Source organism: Anaeromyxobacter dehalogenans 2CP-C (assembly GCF_000013385.1).
Taxonomy (GTDB): domain Bacteria; phylum Myxococcota; class Myxococcia; order Myxococcales; family Anaeromyxobacteraceae; genus Anaeromyxobacter; species Anaeromyxobacter dehalogenans_B.
The window spans coordinates 4,488,290-4,504,943 of record NC_007760.1 but is presented as its reverse complement, the minus strand read 5'-3'; the positions used below and the strand labels follow the sequence as shown (position 1 = coordinate 4,504,943).

At 78.7% G+C, this 16,654-nt stretch carries 7 protein-coding genes and 1 pseudogene; 5 read left to right on the top strand and 3 right to left on the bottom strand.

Annotated elements, in window-relative coordinates; all coding sequences use genetic code 11:
• Position 1: 1 nt before the first annotated feature.
• On the bottom strand, positions 2–967 hold the full coding sequence (locus tag ADEH_RS20165; protein ID WP_011422950.1) for a hypothetical protein: 966 nt from the start codon (positions 965–967) through the stop codon (positions 2–4).
• 235 nt (positions 968–1,202) lie between these two features.
• Between ADEH_RS20165 and ADEH_RS20160 the strand changes: the two genes are divergently transcribed.
• Positions 1,203–1,667 carry a phosphate-starvation-inducible PsiE family protein gene (locus ADEH_RS20160; RefSeq protein WP_011422949.1) on the top strand — a complete coding sequence of 155 codons (465 nt, stop codon included), beginning with the start codon at positions 1,203–1,205 and terminating at the stop codon, positions 1,665–1,667.
• Positions 1,668–1,669: 2 nt separating this feature from the next.
• Here ADEH_RS20160 and ADEH_RS20155 read toward each other — a convergent pair whose 3' ends face one another.
• The gene (locus ADEH_RS20155) at positions 1,670–2,335 is read right to left on the bottom strand and encodes a helix-turn-helix transcriptional regulator (RefSeq protein WP_011422948.1); all 666 of its coding nucleotides are present in this window, start codon (positions 2,333–2,335) and stop codon (positions 1,670–1,672) included.
• A 134-nt stretch (positions 2,336–2,469) separates the two neighbouring features.
• Here ADEH_RS20155 and ADEH_RS20150 point away from each other — a divergent pair, with 134 nt between their 5' ends.
• The 4 genes from ADEH_RS20150 (at position 2,470) to ADEH_RS20135 (ending at position 15,249) form a co-directional block, all read left to right on the top strand.
• Entirely contained in the window at positions 2,470–2,868 is a 399-nt protein-coding gene (locus ADEH_RS20150) for a VOC family protein (RefSeq protein WP_011422947.1), read from the top strand.
• Positions 2,869–3,185: 317 nt separating this feature from the next.
• Entirely contained in the window at positions 3,186–9,290 is a 6,105-nt protein-coding gene (locus ADEH_RS20145; RefSeq protein ID WP_081436947.1) for a type I polyketide synthase, read from the top strand.
• Positions 9,287–14,533: a beta-ketoacyl synthase N-terminal-like domain-containing protein gene (locus tag ADEH_RS20140; RefSeq protein WP_011422945.1), complete on the top strand. Its 5,247-nt coding sequence runs from the start codon at positions 9,287–9,289 to the stop codon at positions 14,531–14,533. The genes ADEH_RS20145 and ADEH_RS20140 overlap by 4 nt, the downstream gene beginning before the upstream one ends.
• Positions 14,530–15,249 carry a 4'-phosphopantetheinyl transferase superfamily protein gene (locus ADEH_RS20135; RefSeq protein ID WP_011422944.1) on the top strand — a complete coding sequence of 240 codons (720 nt, stop codon included), beginning with the start codon at positions 14,530–14,532 and terminating at the stop codon, positions 15,247–15,249. Before ADEH_RS20140 ends, ADEH_RS20135 begins: the two co-directional genes overlap by 4 nt.
• Here the strand turns inward: ADEH_RS20135 and ADEH_RS23820 are convergent.
• Positions 15,236–16,252 (bottom strand): annotated as a pseudogene (locus ADEH_RS23820) (methyl-accepting chemotaxis protein); the annotation flags it as partial. The gene ADEH_RS20135 and the pseudogene ADEH_RS23820 overlap by 14 nt on opposite strands.
• Positions 16,253–16,654: the final 402 nt, after the last annotated feature.

The window sequence follows — 16,654 nt, the reverse complement described above, 5'->3', positions numbered from 1 at the left end:
CTCAGGCCGCGGTGGACACGCGCGGGGTGCGCCGGGCCGGGGGCGTGCGCGGGGTGCGCGGCGGCGCCTTGACGTTCGCGTGGAGGAACGTGTCCACGTCCACGTGGTCGCGCGCGCCGAGCGGCTCGAGCTGCGCCAGCAGGCGACCGGTGGCGGCGAGCAGCGCGGTGTAGGTGGCCCAGCTCGGCTCGGGGGTGTACGCGAGGTCGATCCCGAGCCGGAGCGCGGCGGCGCAGGTGGTGCGCGGCTCGACGAGCATGTGGACGTCGGGCCGGGCCACGAAGGGCAGCAGCGTGAGCACCTGCCAGCGCGACTCGAGCGCCGGCGGCGCGGGCAGGGCCGCGACGGCCGCCGCGAGGCGCTCGAACGCTTCCTGCTCCGGCTTCGGCGCCGCCAGCAGGGCGAACAGCGCGGCGAACAGCTCGCGCGCGGACTCGGGATCCGAGAGCGCGGCCGCGAAGGCGGGACGCTCCGCGGGCGGCAGCAGCGGGCGCACGTGGTGCTCCACCTTCACCGCGCGGGCGACGAGCGCGCCGACGTCGCCGGCCGCGAGGAGCCGCTCGCCCTCGCCGCCGCCGAGCTCCTGCTCCCACGCCTCGTGCGCGCGGCGCCACTTCCAGGCGCGGTCGCGCCGCACCTTCGGGGGCTCCGCGCCGGCCTCGCCGGCGGCCGCCTCGGGCGAGACCGCGCGGTAGCGCTCCAGCGCCTCGGCCTGCGTGATGCGGCCGTCGGCGACCTCGTAGCGGCCGGTCTCCGGGGCGAGCCGGAAGGCGGGGAGCGCGGCGAGCCACGCGTTGGCGCCGGCGGCGGCGGTGAGGAACGGGAGCGCGGTCGGCAGCTTCAGCTTCGCGGCCACGCGTCCGTCGCCGCTCGCGAAGTACACGTGCACCGCGTCGCGCTCCACCGCGACGACCTTCCCGACGCCCAGCGACACGTGCTGCACCAGCATCCCCTTTTCGAGGTCCATCGATTGCTCCTTCGTCGGCGCGCACGCGACCGCACGGAGACCGCCTCCGCGCGAACGCGCGCGGGTTCCGGGTGCGGAGGGTGGCGCGGTGGGCCGCCGCCGATCGGCGGAGGCACGGTTCTCGGCGCGAGGCGCCGGGCTGCGCGCTCATTAATATAGTGCACCGCACGCCTGAACGCCCGGGTTGCGAGCGGGGCGGGGCCGTCGGGCGTGCCGTCCGGGCGAAAGGGGCAGCGTGAACAAGCGCGCGCGGGAATGGGTCTCGGTCGGGATCACCTGGGTCCAGGACGTCATCTACGTCGCGCTCGGGATCCTGCTGACGCTGGCGTGCGCGGTGCTGCTCCTGCACGGCGGCGTCAACCTGGTCGGCGCGCTGGGCCGCGATCTCGACCTGCAGGTGATCGTGCAGCTCCTCGACCGGATCCTGCTCGCGATGATGATCGTCGAGCTGCTCTACACGGTGAAGGTGTCGTTCCGCGACCACCTGCTCGTGCCCGAGCCGTTCCTGCTGGTCGCGCTCATCGCCGCCATCCGGCGCATCCTCGTCATCACCGCGGAGTTCGGCGCGCAGGCGCCCAGCGGCGACGAGCAGTTCCGGCACGTCATGAGCGAGCTGGGCCTGCTCACGGTGCTGATCCTGGTGCTGGTCGGCTCGGTGGTCATCCTCCGCCGCCGCGACTCGGCCGAGGCGCCGCGCTGAGCTCAACCCCGGCCGCCGCCGGGACCTGCGGGCGCGGCCGCGACCGGCGTCGCCACGTCGATGCGGTCGAGCCGGTAGTGGCGGGCCTCGCCGGTGTCCACGTCCACGCAGTGCACCAGCGTGGCGTGCCGCTCCATGATCACGCCGGCCACCTTCACGGTGCGCTCGCTGGTGCTCTCGTCGGACCGGCGGTACCGCACCCGCAGCGCGGTCCCGCCGAACCACGCCTCCTCCACCGCGCGCCGCACCGCCGCCGCGGCCGGCATGGCGGGCACGCCCACGAACTGCAGCCCGTCGAGCACCTTCAGGAGCTCGCGCTGCGCGGAGGCGGACAGCGCGCCGCGCACCTTGTCGAGCGCCGCCTCCAGCGTCTCGGCGAAGGGGAGCAGGCGCATGCGCGCCGCGTAGGCGCCGAGCGCGACGAGCACCGCCGCCTCGCGCGCGCTCAGGTTGATGGGCGGCAGCGCGTAGTGCCGGTCGAGCGCGTAGCCGCCGCCGCGGCCCTGCTCGGCGTGGAGCGGCAGGTCGGCCGAGCGGAGCGCGTCGAGGTCCCGGTAGACGGTGCGGAGCGTCACGCCGAAGCGCTCCGCGATCTGCGCGGCGGTGACGCCGGTGCGGCGGCCGCGCAGGTACTCGGCGATGGCGAACAGGCGGGCCTGGCGGTCCATGGTGGCGGTCCCCGGTGGGGAGCCGGGTCGAGCGTCGTCGAAGCCGGAAACCTGACATAACGCTGACACAGCCCGCAAGCATCTTCCCGTCCGTCCGGCGGAATCCCCCGCCGGCACCGACGAGGGAGAGAGACATGAGCACCGCGATCAACTGGTTCGAGCTGCCCGCCGCCGACTTCGACCGCGCGCGCTGCTTCTACGAGGCCGTGCTGGGGACGGAGCTGAGGGTGGACACCAGCGGCCGGATGCCGATGGCGTTCTTCCCGTACGCCGCGGGGAAGGGCACCGGCGGCGCCATCGTGAAGAGCGAGCACGCCCGCCCCGGCGTGGACGGCGCGATCGTGTACCTCGACACGCGCGGCTCCATCGAGCGTTGCCTTCGCCGGGTCGAGGCCGCGGGCGGGAAGGTGGTCGTGCCGGTCACCGACATCGGCCCGAACGGCCGCTTCGCGATCCTCGTTGACAGCGAGGGGAACCGCGTCGGCCTGCACGAGCCCAGGGCAGCGACGTCCGCCGGGTCCGAGGCCGCGTGAGGCCGGTCCTCGGCCGGCCGTCCACCGCCCCGGCCAGCCCGGCGCGGTGGACGGCGCCCGCACCACCCGCGAACCCAGTCTCGTAGTCAACGGGGTCATCGCGGAAAACATGGGGCGGCTACAACGCGAACGCACCCGGAGTCTGCTCGGACCCAGGGTCGTATCACACTCTGTCAAACCCGGCGAACCGCGTGGAGCCGGCGCAACCCGGGTGCGCGCGTGCGCGCCTTCCGGGCAGCCGCGCGCGCAAAATATTCACCTATTCGTTTGCGCATGGCGCAATTCGTGGATAATTGCACCACCCCTATTGACGAAAAGTGACGTTGTCCGCCACCCTCTCCGACGTGACCACTTCGGAGCAGCGGGGAACACCCAGGGTCCCGATCGCCCTCATCGGCGTCGGATGTGTGCTTCCGGGCGCAGGCAGCGTCGAGGCGTTCTGGGACGCCATGCAGTCGGGCCGCGACGCGTTCGAGCCGCTCGCGGGCGGGGCGTGGGAGTGGGAGCGGCTCGGGCTCGGCCGGCTCCCGGCCGCGGCGCAGGTGACGGGGTTCCGCCCCGACTGGCGCGCCTTCCGGATGCCGCCGGCGGACGCGGACGCGATGAACCCCGCGCAGCTCCAGGTCCTGGAGGCCGGGCGCCAGGCGCTGGCCGCCGTGAAGGCGCTGCCGCGCGAGCGCACCGGCGTGTGGCTCGGCGCGACCGGCCTCGGCTGGCGGCCGGACACCGGGCTCCGCGTCCGGCTCGACGCGCTCGCCGCGGCGGTGCGCGAGGGCGCCGGCGAGGCGGGCGTGCCCGCGGCCGCGGCCGAGGCGGCGCTCGCGTCGGCGCGCGCCTCGCTGGAGGCGCGCCTGCGGCCGGCCAGCGAGGAGCCGGTGGTGAACTCGGCGGCCAGCATCGCGGCCGGGCGCGTGGGCATGCTGCTCGACCTGCGCGGCCCGCACGCGGCGGTGGACGCCGGCTTCGCCTCCGGGCTCGCCGCGCTGGACGTGGCGGCGCGCGCGCTCCGGGACGGGACGGTGGACTGCGCGCTGTTCGGCGCCGCGAGCGAGCTGCTCTCGCCGGCCGAGCTGGTGGCGCTCTCGCGCATGGGCGTGCTGTCGGCCCACCGGCCGCGCCCGTTCGACGCCGCCGCCGACGGGACGCTGCCGGGCGAGGGCGCGGTGATGTTCGCCGCGAAGCGGCTCGACGACGCGCTCCGCGACGGCGATCGCGTCCTGGCCGTGGTGCTCGGCGTGGCCGGCGCCTGCGACGGCGCCGCCGCGTCGCCGCTCGCGCCGCACCCGGACGGCCTCGCGCTCGCCATCCGCCGGGCGCACGAGGAGGGCGCGGTCGATCCCGCCTCCGTCGGCTTCGTGGAGTGCCACGCCACCGGCACCCCGCGCGGCGACGCCACCGAGCTCGCCGCGCTGGCGCAGGGGTACCGCGGCGTCCCCGGCCCGGTGGCCATCGGCTCGGCCAAGGCGCACGTGGGCCACCTGCGCGGCGCGAGCGCCGCGGTGGGCATGCTGCGCACGGTGCTGGCGCTCGAGCACGGCGTGGTCCCGCCGCAGGCCGGGTTCTCCCGCCCGCACCCGGACCTCCGCCTCGAGGAGACCGCGTTCGAGGTGCCGCGCGCGCCCGCGCCGCTCCGCCCGCGCGCGGGCTGCGACGCCGCGCGCGCCGCGGTGAGCGCGGTGTCGCTCGGCGGGCTCGCCTACCACGCGGTGCTCGCCGCCCCGTCGCCCGCGTCGGCCTCCGCCCCCGCCTCCGTCGCGGCGTGGCGCGCGCCGGCCGAGGCCGTGCCGCTGGCGGTGATCGGCCTGGGCGCGACGCTCCCCGGCGCCGAGGACGTCCCGGCGTTCTGGCGCGCGCTGCAGGACGGCCGGTCGTCGATCCGCGAGGTCCCCGCCAGCCGCTGGGACGCATCGACCTACTGCCACCCGGACGCCGCGCGGCTCGAGCGCAGCTACACGCGGCTCGGCGGCTTCACCGACGCGCCCGCGCAGGCGGACGCGCGCTGGCGCATCCCGCCCGCCGCCCGCGCGGCGGTGGACCCCGCGCACCTGCTCGCGCTGCGCGTGGCCGAGGAGGCCGTCGCGGACGCGGGCCTGGAGCGCGGGGCCTGGGATCGCGGCCGCACCGGCGTGTTCCTCGGGTTCATGGCGTGCCAGGGGCGCAAGCTCCTCGCCGAGGTGCGCTTCCACCTGGCCCGCCTCGCCGCCGAGGTGGAGGCCGCGGCGCCGGCCGCCGGGCTCGCCGGCCCGCAGGCGCGCGCGCTCCTCGAGGCCGCCCGCGCGCGGCTGGAGCGCGAGCTGCCCCCGCTCTCGGAGGACGCGCTGCCCGGCTGGCTGGGCAGCGTCATGGCCGCGCGGATCGCGCGCCGCTTCGACCTGCGCGGCCCGCAGCTCACCGTCGAGTCGGCCTGCGCCTCGACGCTCGCCGCGCTGCAGGCGGCGGTGCAGGCGCTCCGCGACGGCACCTGCGACACGGCGCTGGTGGGCGGCGTGTGGGCCGACATGCAGCCCGAGTTCTACGTGGGGTGCTGCCGCTTCAACGCGCTCTCCGCCACCGGGAGCACGCCGTTCGACGCGCGCGCCGACGGGTTCGTGCCGGGCGAGGGCGCCGGGATCCTGGTGCTCCGCCGGCTCGCCGACGCCGAGCGCGACGGGCAGCGCGTCCACGCGCTGGTGCGCGCCGTGGGCGCCTCCAGCGACGGCAAGGGCAAGTCGGTGTTCGCGCCGTCGCTCGAGGGCGAGGCGCTCGCGATGCGGCGCGCGCTGGAGGCGGGCGGGATCGACCCCGCGCTCGTCGATTACGTGGAGTGCCACGGCACCGGCACCGCGCTCGGCGACCGGACCGAGGTCGAGGCGTGCGTGCGCGCGTACGGGCGCGGCCGGGCCCGGCCGCTCCGCATCGGCTCGGTGAAGTCCAACATCGGCCACCTGCTCGGCGCGGCCGGCGCCCCGGCGCTGCTGAAGGCGGTGCTCGCGGTCCGCGAGGGCCTGCTGCCGCCGTCGCTCGAGGTCGAGCGGCCCAACCCGGCCATCGACTTCGGCGCGGGCCCGGTCGAGGTCGTCACGCGCGCCGAGCGCTGGACCGGGCCGGACGGCGCGCCCCGGCGGGCCGGCGTCTCCGGCTTCGGCCTGGGCGGCACGAACGTGCACGCGCTCGTGGAGGAGTACCGCCCGGGCGCGCCGGCCCGCGTCGCCCCGGTCGCGCCGCGTGCTCCTTCCGTGAAGTCCCCGATCCCAGCGGTCGCCGCGTCACCGTTCGCGGCGCGGCCGCTCGCCATCGCCGCCGCCGGCGCCGAGGACGCGGCCGGCTGCGCCGAGGCGCTGGAGCGGCTCGCGGGCGCGCTCCGCGACGCGGGCCCCGAGGACTACCTCGAGGCGCTCCGGGCCTCGCGGCGGGCGGCCTCGGGCGCGCCGTTCCGGGCCGCGGTGGTGGCGGCCGACCCGGCCGCGCTCGCCGCGCGCGCGGCGCACCTCACCCGCGCGGTGCGCGGCGGCCTCGACCTCGGGCTGCTCCGCGCCCAGGGCGTGCACGCGGCCGACGCGCGCGCGCCGGCGCAGGTGGCGGTCACGTTCCCGGGCCAGGGGCCGCAGTACCCGAACATGCTGCGCGACGCGCTCGCCGCGTTCCCGTCGCTGGGCGGCACGCTCGACGCCGCCGACCGCGCCTACCAGGCGCTGTGCGGGCGGCCGCTGCGGCCCTCGTTCTTCACCGACCGGCCCGACGCGTACGCGCAGAGCGACGAGGACATCCACTGCGCGGTGTTCGTCGTGAACGTGGCGCTGCACCGGCTGCTCGCGGGTCACGGCCTCGCGCCGCGGGCGCTCATGGGCCAGAGCGCGGGCGAGCTCGCGGCGCTGGTGGCGGCCGGGGCCATGTCGCTCGAGGACGGGCTCGCGGTGGTCCGCGAGCGCACGCTGTCGGTGCTGGCGCTCACCGGCGACGACCCGGGCAAGATGGTCGCGCTCACCTGCGGCGCCGAGCGCGCCGCGCGGCTCACGGCCGGGCTCCCCGGCTACGCCGCGCTCGCCGCCGACAACGGGCCGGGGGCCTGCATCGTCTCCTGCGATCGCCGCGCCATGCCGGAGCTGCTCCGGCGGGCGTCCGACGAGGGCGTCGAGGCCGCCGTGCTGGCGGTCTCGCACGGCTACCACTCGCAGCTCATCGCCGCGGCGCAGCCGCGCTACCTGCGCCTGCTCCGCACCATCCCGTTCCGCGCGCCGGAGGTGGAGATCGTCTCCACCGTCACCGGGCGGAGCCTCGCCGGCGTCCCGCCGGAGCGCTTCGCCGAGCACCTCGCCAGCCAGTTCGTCGAGCCGGTGCGGCTCCGGCCGGCGGTCGAGGCGCTCCACGCGCGCGGCGTGCGCGTGTTCGTGGAGTGCGGGCCCAAGTGGCCGCTCACCACGTTCGTCGGGCAGATCCTCGGCGATCGCCCGCACGTCGCGCACGCCACGCTTCACCCAAAGGTCGGCGAGGTCGAGCAGCTCCAGCGCGCGCTCGCCTGCCTGTTCGTCCACGGCGCTGCAGTCCTGGAGGAGGACCCCGCGATGAGCACCCCGTCCCGCAGCACCCCCGAGATCCGGCCCGTGCCGCAGGGCCCGGGCGCGGCTCCGTCCGCGGAGGCGATGCCGGCCTACGCGGTGGCGCTGCTGCGCGGGATCCGCGACCTCATCGACGGCCTGCTCGCCGGGGCCGCGCCGGAGCACCCGGCGCTCGCGGCGCCGGCGATCGCGCTCGCCGCGTCCGCGTCGGCCGCCGCGCCGGCCCCCGAGGTGCCGCCCACCCCGGTGGCGGCGGCCGCAGCCGCTCCCGCGCCGGTCGTCGCGCCCGTGGCTGCGCTCGCGCCCGCGCTCGCGCCGGTGGCCGCCGCGCCCGCCCCGACCCCCGCCGGCGCGGAAGACGTCCGGCGCGCGCTCGTCGCCGAGTACGCGCGCCGCACCGGCTACCCGGAGGAGATGCTCGACCCCGAGCTGGACCTCGAGGCCGAGCTCGGCATCGACACGGTGAAGCAGGTCGCGGTGCTGGCCGCGGTGCGCGAGCGCCTCGGCGTCCCGCCGGATCCGGCGTTCAAGCTCCGCGACGCGAACACCATCGCGAAGGCGACCGCGTGGCTCGCCGGCCGCGTGCAGGCCGGGCGCGGCGGCGTCGCGCCCGCCGTGGCGACCGCCGCCCCCGCGGCGCCGGCCCCGAAGGCGGCCCCGGCGACCGCGGCCGCGCACGCGCTGCCGCTCCCGCCGCCGCCCCCGAACGCGCTCGGCCGCGGCACCCCGCCGCGCCTGTCGCTCGAGGCCGCCCGCGAGCAGGTGCGCGCGGCGATCGTGGAGGAGCTGGTGAAGCGGACCGGCTACCCGGAGGAGATGCTCGACGCCGACCTCGACCTCGAGGCCGAGCTCGGCATCGACACCGTGAAGCAGGTGGCGGTGCTCGCCGCCGCGCGCGAGCGCTTCGGCTTGCCGCCCGACCCCGGGTTCAAGCTCCGCGACGCGAACACCATCCGCAAGGCGGCCGACGCGCTCGCCCGCCGGCTCGCGCCCTCGGATCCGGACGGCCCCGGCGGCGGCCCCCGCCCGCCCGGCGGCGGCGCCCCCCGCCCCATCCCCACGCCGCACGCCGCGCCCGTTGCCGCTGCACCGGTGGTGAACGACGCGCGCGGGCCGGCGGTGGCCGCCTCGCGCCGCCTGCTGGAGGCGCTGCTCGGCGCGGCGGGCGACGGCGTCCGCGAGGTCGCGCACCTCGAGCTGCGCGCCTCGGACGAGGAGGCCCCCGCGCGCGAGCCGCTGGTGGACGTGGCGCACGCCGCCGACGGCGCGCTGAAGCTGCGCGCCATCCTGGGCGAGAGCGAGGCCGAGGCCACGGTGCGCGTGGGCGCGCCCGGGCCGGCCGCCGCGGCGCCGGCCGAGATCCTGCGCGCCATCGCGCCGGAGCGGCGCGACCGGGCGGCGAGCGGGCCGGAGCTGCGCGACGCGCTCGCCCCGGTGCTCGGCGCGGCCGACGGCGTGCTCGCCTGGGCGCGCTCGGACGGCTTCATGGTGGCGGCCGGCGGGGCGGACGCCGGGGACGGCGACGACGTCGAGCGGCTGGCGGCGGCGCTCGCCGCGGCGGGCGAGCTCGCCTCGTTCGCCTGGCTCGGCGTGACCGGGGTGCCGCACGCGGTCTGCTCGGTGGAGCAGGTGCGCGTGCACGCGCCGCCGGCGCCGGGCGCGTCCTTCGAGCTCCACGTGAAGATGGTGGCGCCGGAGGGCGGCCTCTGGCGCGCCGACGTGACCGTGGTGGCGGGCGAGGCGCTCGTGGCCGAGCTGCGCGGCGTGTGCGGCCGGCCCGTCGCGACCGCCGCGGCCGCCGGGCCCATCGGCGAGGCCGCCGAGCGCGCCTGGCGGCGGTACAGCCGGCGCGTCGGCGACGGCCGCGCCAGCGAGGGCGTGGCGTGAGCCAGGGCGCGCGGATCGCGGTGGTGGGGATGGGGTGCCGGCTCGCCGGCGCCGCCGGCCTGGACGCGCTCTGGACGCGGCTCGCGGCGCGGCGGCCGGCGCCGTTCGCGCGCGTGCCGGCGGCGCGCTTCGACCCGGTGGCGTTCGGCCCGGAGGCGGGCGCGCTGCTGGGCGGGCGGGCGCCGCGCGCGGCGCTGCTCGACGACGTGCCGCTCGACTGGCGCGCGCTGCGCGTCCCGCCGCTCCAGGTGGAGCGGCTGCACCTCGCCGAGAAGCTCGCGCTCCAGACCATGGCCGAGGCGCTCGCCGACGCCGGCATGAAGCCCGGCGCCGCCCCGGTGGAGCGGGGGCAGATCCGCATCGCCGCCACCACGCTCGGCCCGGATCCGCGGACCGATCCGATGCGGCGCATCCGCCGCAACCGCCTCGCCATCCCCATCGGCGACGCGCTGGCGCGCGAGGCCCCGGACCGCCGCGAGCTGGCGCTCGCCATCCTCGATCGCGTGGTGGACCTGGCCTGCCCGGCCATCGAGCCCGACTCGCTCTTCACCTCGGCGAGCATCGTGGCCGGCCGGGCCGCCAACCTGTTCGACTTCCGCGGCGGCCACGCGGCGGTGGACGTGGGCAGCGCGTCCTCGCTCGCCGCGCTGTACGAGTCGGTGGAGGCGCTCCGGCGCGGGGAGTGCGACGTCGCGGTGGTGTGCGCGGTGTCGCCGCTGGTGACGCCCTCGGTGCTGCTGTCGCTCGCGCACCGCGGCGAGCTGGCCGACGACGTCCCGCGGCCGTTCGACCCGGCGGCGGCGGGCACGCTGCCGGGGGAGGGCGCGGCCGCGCTGGTGCTCCGGCGCGAGGACGACGCCGCCGGCGCGCGGGTGTACGCGCTGGTGGAGCGGCTCGGCGGCGCCGCCGAGCCGGGCGCCCGCGACCCGGGCGCGCTGGCGCGCTGCGTGGAGCGGGCGGCCTGCGCCGCGGTGGAGGGCATCGGGGCGGCCGAGGTGGACGCGGTGGTGTCGCGCGCCGCCGGCCTCGCCAGCGACGCCGGCGAGGCGGCCGGGCTCGCCGCCGCGTACCGCGCGCGAAAGGCCCCCGTGCCCACCCGCTCGTGCGTGCCCACCACCGGCTTCCTCCAGGGCGCGACCGGGATGGTCGCGCTCGTCGAGGCCGCGCTCGCGCTGCACCGCGGCGCCTGGCCCGCGGCCGAGGTGGCCGGCGCGCCGCGCCGCATCGGCGTGAGCGACGGCGGCCCCGAGCCGGTCGCCTACCACGCGGTGCTGGCCGCGCCCGGCGCGCCCCGGCCCGCCGCGGCGCCCCCGCGCCCGCGCCGCCGGCGCGACGAGCAGGGCTACGCCATCGTGGGCGTGGGGCTGGTCGTGCCGGGCGCGAACGACGTGGACGCCTACTGGCGCAACGTGCTCGACCACGCCGACCCGGTGCTCGACCTGCCTCGCTCGCGCTTCGACGTGGACGCCCTGGTGGGCGCGAACGCCGAGCTGGCGCACGCGTTCCGCACCCGGCTCGCCGCCACCGTGTCGCCGCCGCCGTTCCGGCCCGAGCGCTACGGGATCGACCCCGAGGAGGCGGCGGCGCTGGACGGCGCGGTGCCCATCTCGCTGCTCGCGGCCGAGCAGGCGCTCGCCGACGCGGGCTGGGAGGCCGCCCGCGCGCGCGGCCTGCGCGGCCAGGCGGTGTTCGGGCAGCTCTCGCTCCGCGCCCGCGAGGCGGCGGTCGAGACCCGCGTCGCGTTCGGGAACACGCTCGCGCTCGCCGAGGACGCCATGCGCGAGGCGGGGCTCGACGAGGCCTGCATCGCCGGCGTGGTCGCCCGCGCCCGCGCCGTCTTCGACGCGCGCGGCGAGGCCCGCTGGCCCCAGGCGCTCGCGGCGACCTCCGGCTACGCGCTCACCGCGCGCGTGGCCGCCGCGTTCGGGCTGGGCGGCGTCCCGCTCACGGTGGACGCGGCCTGCGCGTCGTCGCTGGCGGCGGTGGCGGCCGGCTGCGAGGCGCTGGCGCGCGGGGAGGTGGACGTCGCGCTGGCCGGCGGCGTGGCCTACAACCTGGTCCCCGAGTACTACGTGGCGCTCGGCCTGCTCGGCGCGCTCTCGCCGCGCGGCGGCCTGCCGTTCCACGTGGACGCCGAGGGCTTCGTGCCGGCGGAGGGCGCCGGCGCCGTGGCGCTGAAGCGCCTCGCCGACGCCCGGGCCGACGGCGACCGCGTCTACGCGGTGGTCCGCGGCCACGGGATCTCGAGCGACGGCCGCGGGCTCTCCATCTACTCGCCCAGCACCAGCGGCCAGCAGCTCGCGCTGCGCCGCGCGCTCGCGCATGCGCGCGTGCGGCCCGAGACGGTGGACCTGCTCGAGTCGCACGGCCCCGCCACCCGGCTCGGCGACCGCACCGAGGTCGCCACCTACGCGGCGGTGTACGGCGGCCTGCCGCGCGCGACCCCGCTCGTGCTCTCCGCCTCGAAGTCGCAGGTGGGCCACACCACCAGCGCGGCCGGGCTCATCGCGCTGGTGCGCGCCTCCCTGGCGCTGCACCGCCGCGTGCTCCCGCCGTCCAACGCGACCCGCGACCTCGACGCCGAGCTGCACCTCGAGGCCATCCCGGCGGAGCTCGCGACCGAGGCGCGCCCCTGGCCCGCCACCGCCGGCCACCCGCGCCGCGCCGCGGTGAGCACGTTCGGCATGGCCGGCGTGAACCACCACGTGATCCTGGAGGAGGCGGCCGCGCCCGCGGCGGCCACCGGTCCCGCGGTGATCCCGCCCGGCGACGGCCTCGCCGCCGACCGCCTGGTGCCGGCGGCGGTGACCGCGGCGCTGCCGGCGCGAGCCGCGCGCTGGTCGCTCGCCGGTCGGCGGGCGCTCGTGGTCGGCCCGGCCGGCGGCCCGGCGGGGCCGGTCGCGGCGGCGCTGCGGGTCCGCGGCGCCGAGGCGCTGGCGGCCACGCCCGACGCGGTGGAGGCCGCGGTGACGTCGCACGGCGCGCCCGAGCTGCTCGTGGATCTCACCGCGTTCGGCGAGCCCGCGCGGCTCGACCTGATGGCGGAGGGCGGCGCGATCGCCGGCGCGGCCCGCGCGGCCGCCGAGGCCTCCTACGCGCTCGTTCGCCGGATCTACGACGCGCTCCTCGCCTCCACCCCGGAGCGGCCCGGCGCGTACGTGGCCGTCACGTCCATGGGCGGCACGCTCGGCCTCGGCGCGCCCGCCGGGGATCCCTCCGGCGCGTTCCAGCACGGCCTCGCGCTGGCGCTGAAGCAGGAGGTGCCCGGGGCGCTCGTGAAGGCGCTCGACTTCCCGCCCGCGGTGGACGCCGCCGCCCTGGCGGGCGCGCTCGTCGCCGAGCTGGAGGACGGCAACGAGCGCGTGCAGGTGGGCTTCGCCGGCGGCCGCCGGACGGTGGTGGCGCTGCGCCAGGCGCCGCTCGAGGCCGGCGCGCCGGCGCGGCGCGACCTCGGCGCGGGGGACGTGCTGCTGTTCTCGGGCGGCGGGCGCGGCGTGGTGTTCGAGTGCGCCTGCGCGATCGCGCGGCTCGGGGCGAAGGTGGTGGTCACGGGCCGCACGCCGCTGCCCGACCCCGCGCTCCCGCACCTCGCCATGGACGACCGCGCGTTCGCCGAGTTCCGGCGCCGCGAGATCGTCCGCCGCCGCGGCGAGCCCGGGCTGACGCCCGTCCGCTTCGCGCGCGAGATGGACGCGCTGGCGCGGGACCGCGAGCTGCACCGCAACCTGGAGCGGGCGCGGCGCGAGGGGCTCCCGCTCGCGTACGCGGTCTGCGACGTGACCGATCCGGCCTCGGTGCGGGCGGTGGTCGCGGACGTGCGCGCGCGGCACGGCGCCATCACGGTGCTGGGCCACGGGGCCATGGTGGAGCGGTCCGCCAGCGTGCCCGGCAAGACCGCCGCGGACGTGGCGCGGGTGCTCGACTCCAAGGTGGCCGGGCTGCTGCACCTGCTCGACGCGACGCGCGACGAGCCGCTGCGGGCGGTGGTGGCGTTCGGCTCGGGCGTGGCGCGCTTCGGCAACCGCGGGCAGACCGACTACGCCGGCGCGAACGCGCTGATGGCCGCGCTGCTGCCGGCGTGGATGGCGCGGCGCGGCCGGCCGGTCCACTGCGTCACCATCGACTGGCCGGCCTGGCGCGAGATCGGCTGGGCCGCCGGCAACCCGGACATCGCCGCCGGGCTCGACGCCATGGGCGTCACCTCCATCTCGCCGGAGGAGGGGCGCTACTGGTTCGTGTCCGAGCTGCGCTCGGGCGACGCGCCGGAGACGCTGCTCGTCTCCGAGCGCATGCTGCACGCCTGGCCGTTCCTGGGCGCCTCCGCCGACGGCGCGCGCCCGGTGGCGCTGCTCGACGACGGCGGCGTCCCGCTGGTCCGCAGCGCCTCGCCGCTGGTGGACGCGGCCGAGCCACGGCCGGGCGGCGGGCTGGTGGCGCGGACGCGGCTCCGGGCCGACGCGCCGTTCCTGGCGCAGCACCGGGTGGACGGCCGGCCCATCCTGCCCGGCGCGTTCGCGCTGGAGCTGCTCGCGGAGGCCGCGGCGCTGGCGCGGCCCGGCGAGCGCGTGGCCGAGGTGACCGGCTTCCGCATCGAGGCGCCGGTGGCGCTCGCCCGCGCCGCGCTCGACGTGCGCGCGGTGGTCGAGCCCGGGGAGGGCGGCGTCCTCGGGGTGCGGCTCGTCTCGAGCCTGCCCGTCGCGGTGCCCGGCGGGAGCGAGCGCGTCCACGCGCGCGCGGCGGTGCGCCTCGAGACGGGGACGCCGGAGGCGCGGCGGCACGCGCTGCCCGAGAGCGACGGGCTGGTGCGGGCGCGCTCGTTCTACCGGCTCTCGCGCGATCCGGTGGAGCTCGGGCCGCTGTTCTGCCGCGTGCGCTGGCTGGAGCTGCTGGGCGGCGCGGCGCGGGCAACGGTGGAGCCGGCCGACCTGCGCGCCGCCGTGCCGGGCGTGCGGGCGCCCGCGTTCCGCGTGGACCCGCTGCTGCTCGACGCCGCGTTCCAGGTGGCCGGCAGCCTGGAGGGCTACGGCGAGGGCTGGGTGTGCGTGCCCATCGCCGTCGAGCGGCTGCGCGCCGGGCGCGCGCTCCGCGCCGGCGAGCGGGCCCGCGTCGAGGCGCGCCGGACCGCGGAGGACGCGCCGCGCGTGTTCTACGACCTCGTGGTGGCGGGCGAGGACGGCGAGGAGCTGCTCGAGGTGACCGGGCTGGAGCTCCGGCGCATCGCCGCGGTCGAGGTCGCCGCATGACCGCGGCCGCGGGGGACGCCGCGCCGGTGATCGCGTTCCGCCCGGTGGCCGCGGCGGAGGCGGCGCTGGCGAGGCTCCCCGCGGCCGAGCGCGCCCTGCTCCCGCCGGCGGCCACCGCGCGGCGACGCCTCGAGTTCGCGGCCGGGCGCACGGCGGCCCGGGCGGCGGTGGACCGGCTGCTGCGGGACCCGGGCGCGTGCGCGGCGGTGCTGCGCGACGCGGCGGCCGGGACGGCCCAGCCGGTGGCGCTCGACGCCCGCGGCGCGCGCCTCCCCGCGTACGTCTCCATCACGCACACCGAGGGCGTCGCCGCCGCGGCGGCGTTCCACGCGCCGGTGGGGCTCGACCTGGTGCGGGTGGAGGCGCTCGACGGCGCGTTCCACCGCGAGGCGTTCTGGCCGGAGGAGCTGCGCGCCTTCGAGCGGGCGCTGGGCGAGCCCCAGGCCGGCTTCGCCGCCTGCGCCGCGTTCGGCGCGAAGGAGGCGGTGGTGAAGTGGCTCGGGACCGGGCTCACCGTCCCGCTGCGCGCGGTGCGCCTCTCCATCCGCGCGCCCGCCCCGCCGGAGCGGCTGGGCGGGCTGCGCGCGCGCCGGTTCGCGCTGGCGCTGGAGGGCCCGGTCCGCGCCGCGCTCCGCGCGTGGATCGGGGCGGCCGGGCCCTACCTGCTGGTGGCGGTGACCGCGGACGCGCCCGCCGAGCCGCTCAGAAGCGCCTGAACTCCTTCTCCAGCGCCCCGTCGGTCCTTCCGTTCACCCGGCCCGGCGCGCTCGGGGCCAGCGCGGCGGCGGCCACCGGCGAGGGCTGCGGCAGCCGCGGGGCGGCCAGCGGCGGCCGCGGCCGCGCCGGCGCGTGGACCTCGCGGACCCGGAAGAACGCCACCAGCTGCTGGAGCGCCTCGGCCTGCGAGGACATCTCCTCGGCGGTGGACGACAGCTCCTCGGCGGCGGAGGCGTTCCGCTGCGTGACCTGGTCCACCACGCCCATGGCCTTCGTGACCTGGCGGACGCCGGTGGACTGCTCGCGCGATGCGGCCGCCACCTCCTGCACCAGGTCGGAGGTCTTGCGGATCGCCGGCACCAGCTCGGCGAGGAGCGCGCCGGAGCGCTCGGCGACCTCCACCGACGAGCCGGCCAGCGCGCCGATCTCCCCGGCGGACTTCTGCGCCCGCTCGGCCAGCTTGCGCACCTCGGTGGCGACCACCGCGAACCCGCGGCCGTGCTCGCCGGCGCGCGCCGCCTCGATGGCCGCGTTCAGCGCGAGCAGGTTGGTCTGGTAGGCGATCTCCTCGATGATCGAGATCTTCTCGGCGATGGTGCGCATCGCCTCCACGCTGCGCCTCACCGCCTCGCCGCTCTCCTGCGCGTTCCGGGCCCCCTCGAGCGCCACCGCCTCGGTCTGGCGGCTGTTCTCGGCGTTCTGGGTGATCGACGCGCTCATCTCCTCGAGCGAGGAGGTGGTCTCCTCCACCGAGGCGGCCTGCTCGCCGGTGCCCTGCGAGACGTTCTGCGCGGTGGCGGAGAGCTGCTGCGACGCGGAGGTGAGCGCGTCGGTGCTGCCGCGCACCTCGCCGATCACCTCGGCCAGCTTCTCGGTCATGGCCTGCATCGCCTGCTCGAGCTGGCCGATCTCGTCCCGGCCGGTCACCTCGACCTCCTCGCGCAGGTCGCCGCGCGCGATGCGCTCGGCGTGGACCACCGTGGCGCGCAGCGGGACGGTGATGCTGCGGGTGAGCGTCACGCTCGCGAGGATCACGAGCGTGCCCGCGAGCGTGAGCCCCGCGTAGATCCAGAGCCGCACCACGGCGGCGTCGGCCTGGGCGGCCCCGGCGGCCTCCCGCACGCGCTCGGTCTCGAGCCCGGCCAGCCGCTGCCAGGCGCCCTGCAGGTCCGCGCGCGCCGAGATCAGCTGCTGCAGGTCGGTCGCGCGCACCGGGTCGTCCGGCTGTCCCAGCGTGCGCCGGGCGCGCGCGGCCGCGTCGCGCAGCCGGGCGCCGGCCGCCTCCGCCTGGGCCACCAGCGCGCGCTCCTCCGCGTCGAGCGGCATGGCCGCGAGCGTGCGCGCCGCGGCGGCGTCGTCGTCGAGGAGCCGGTCGAGCTGCGAGAGCGGCGGCGCGCGGTGCGC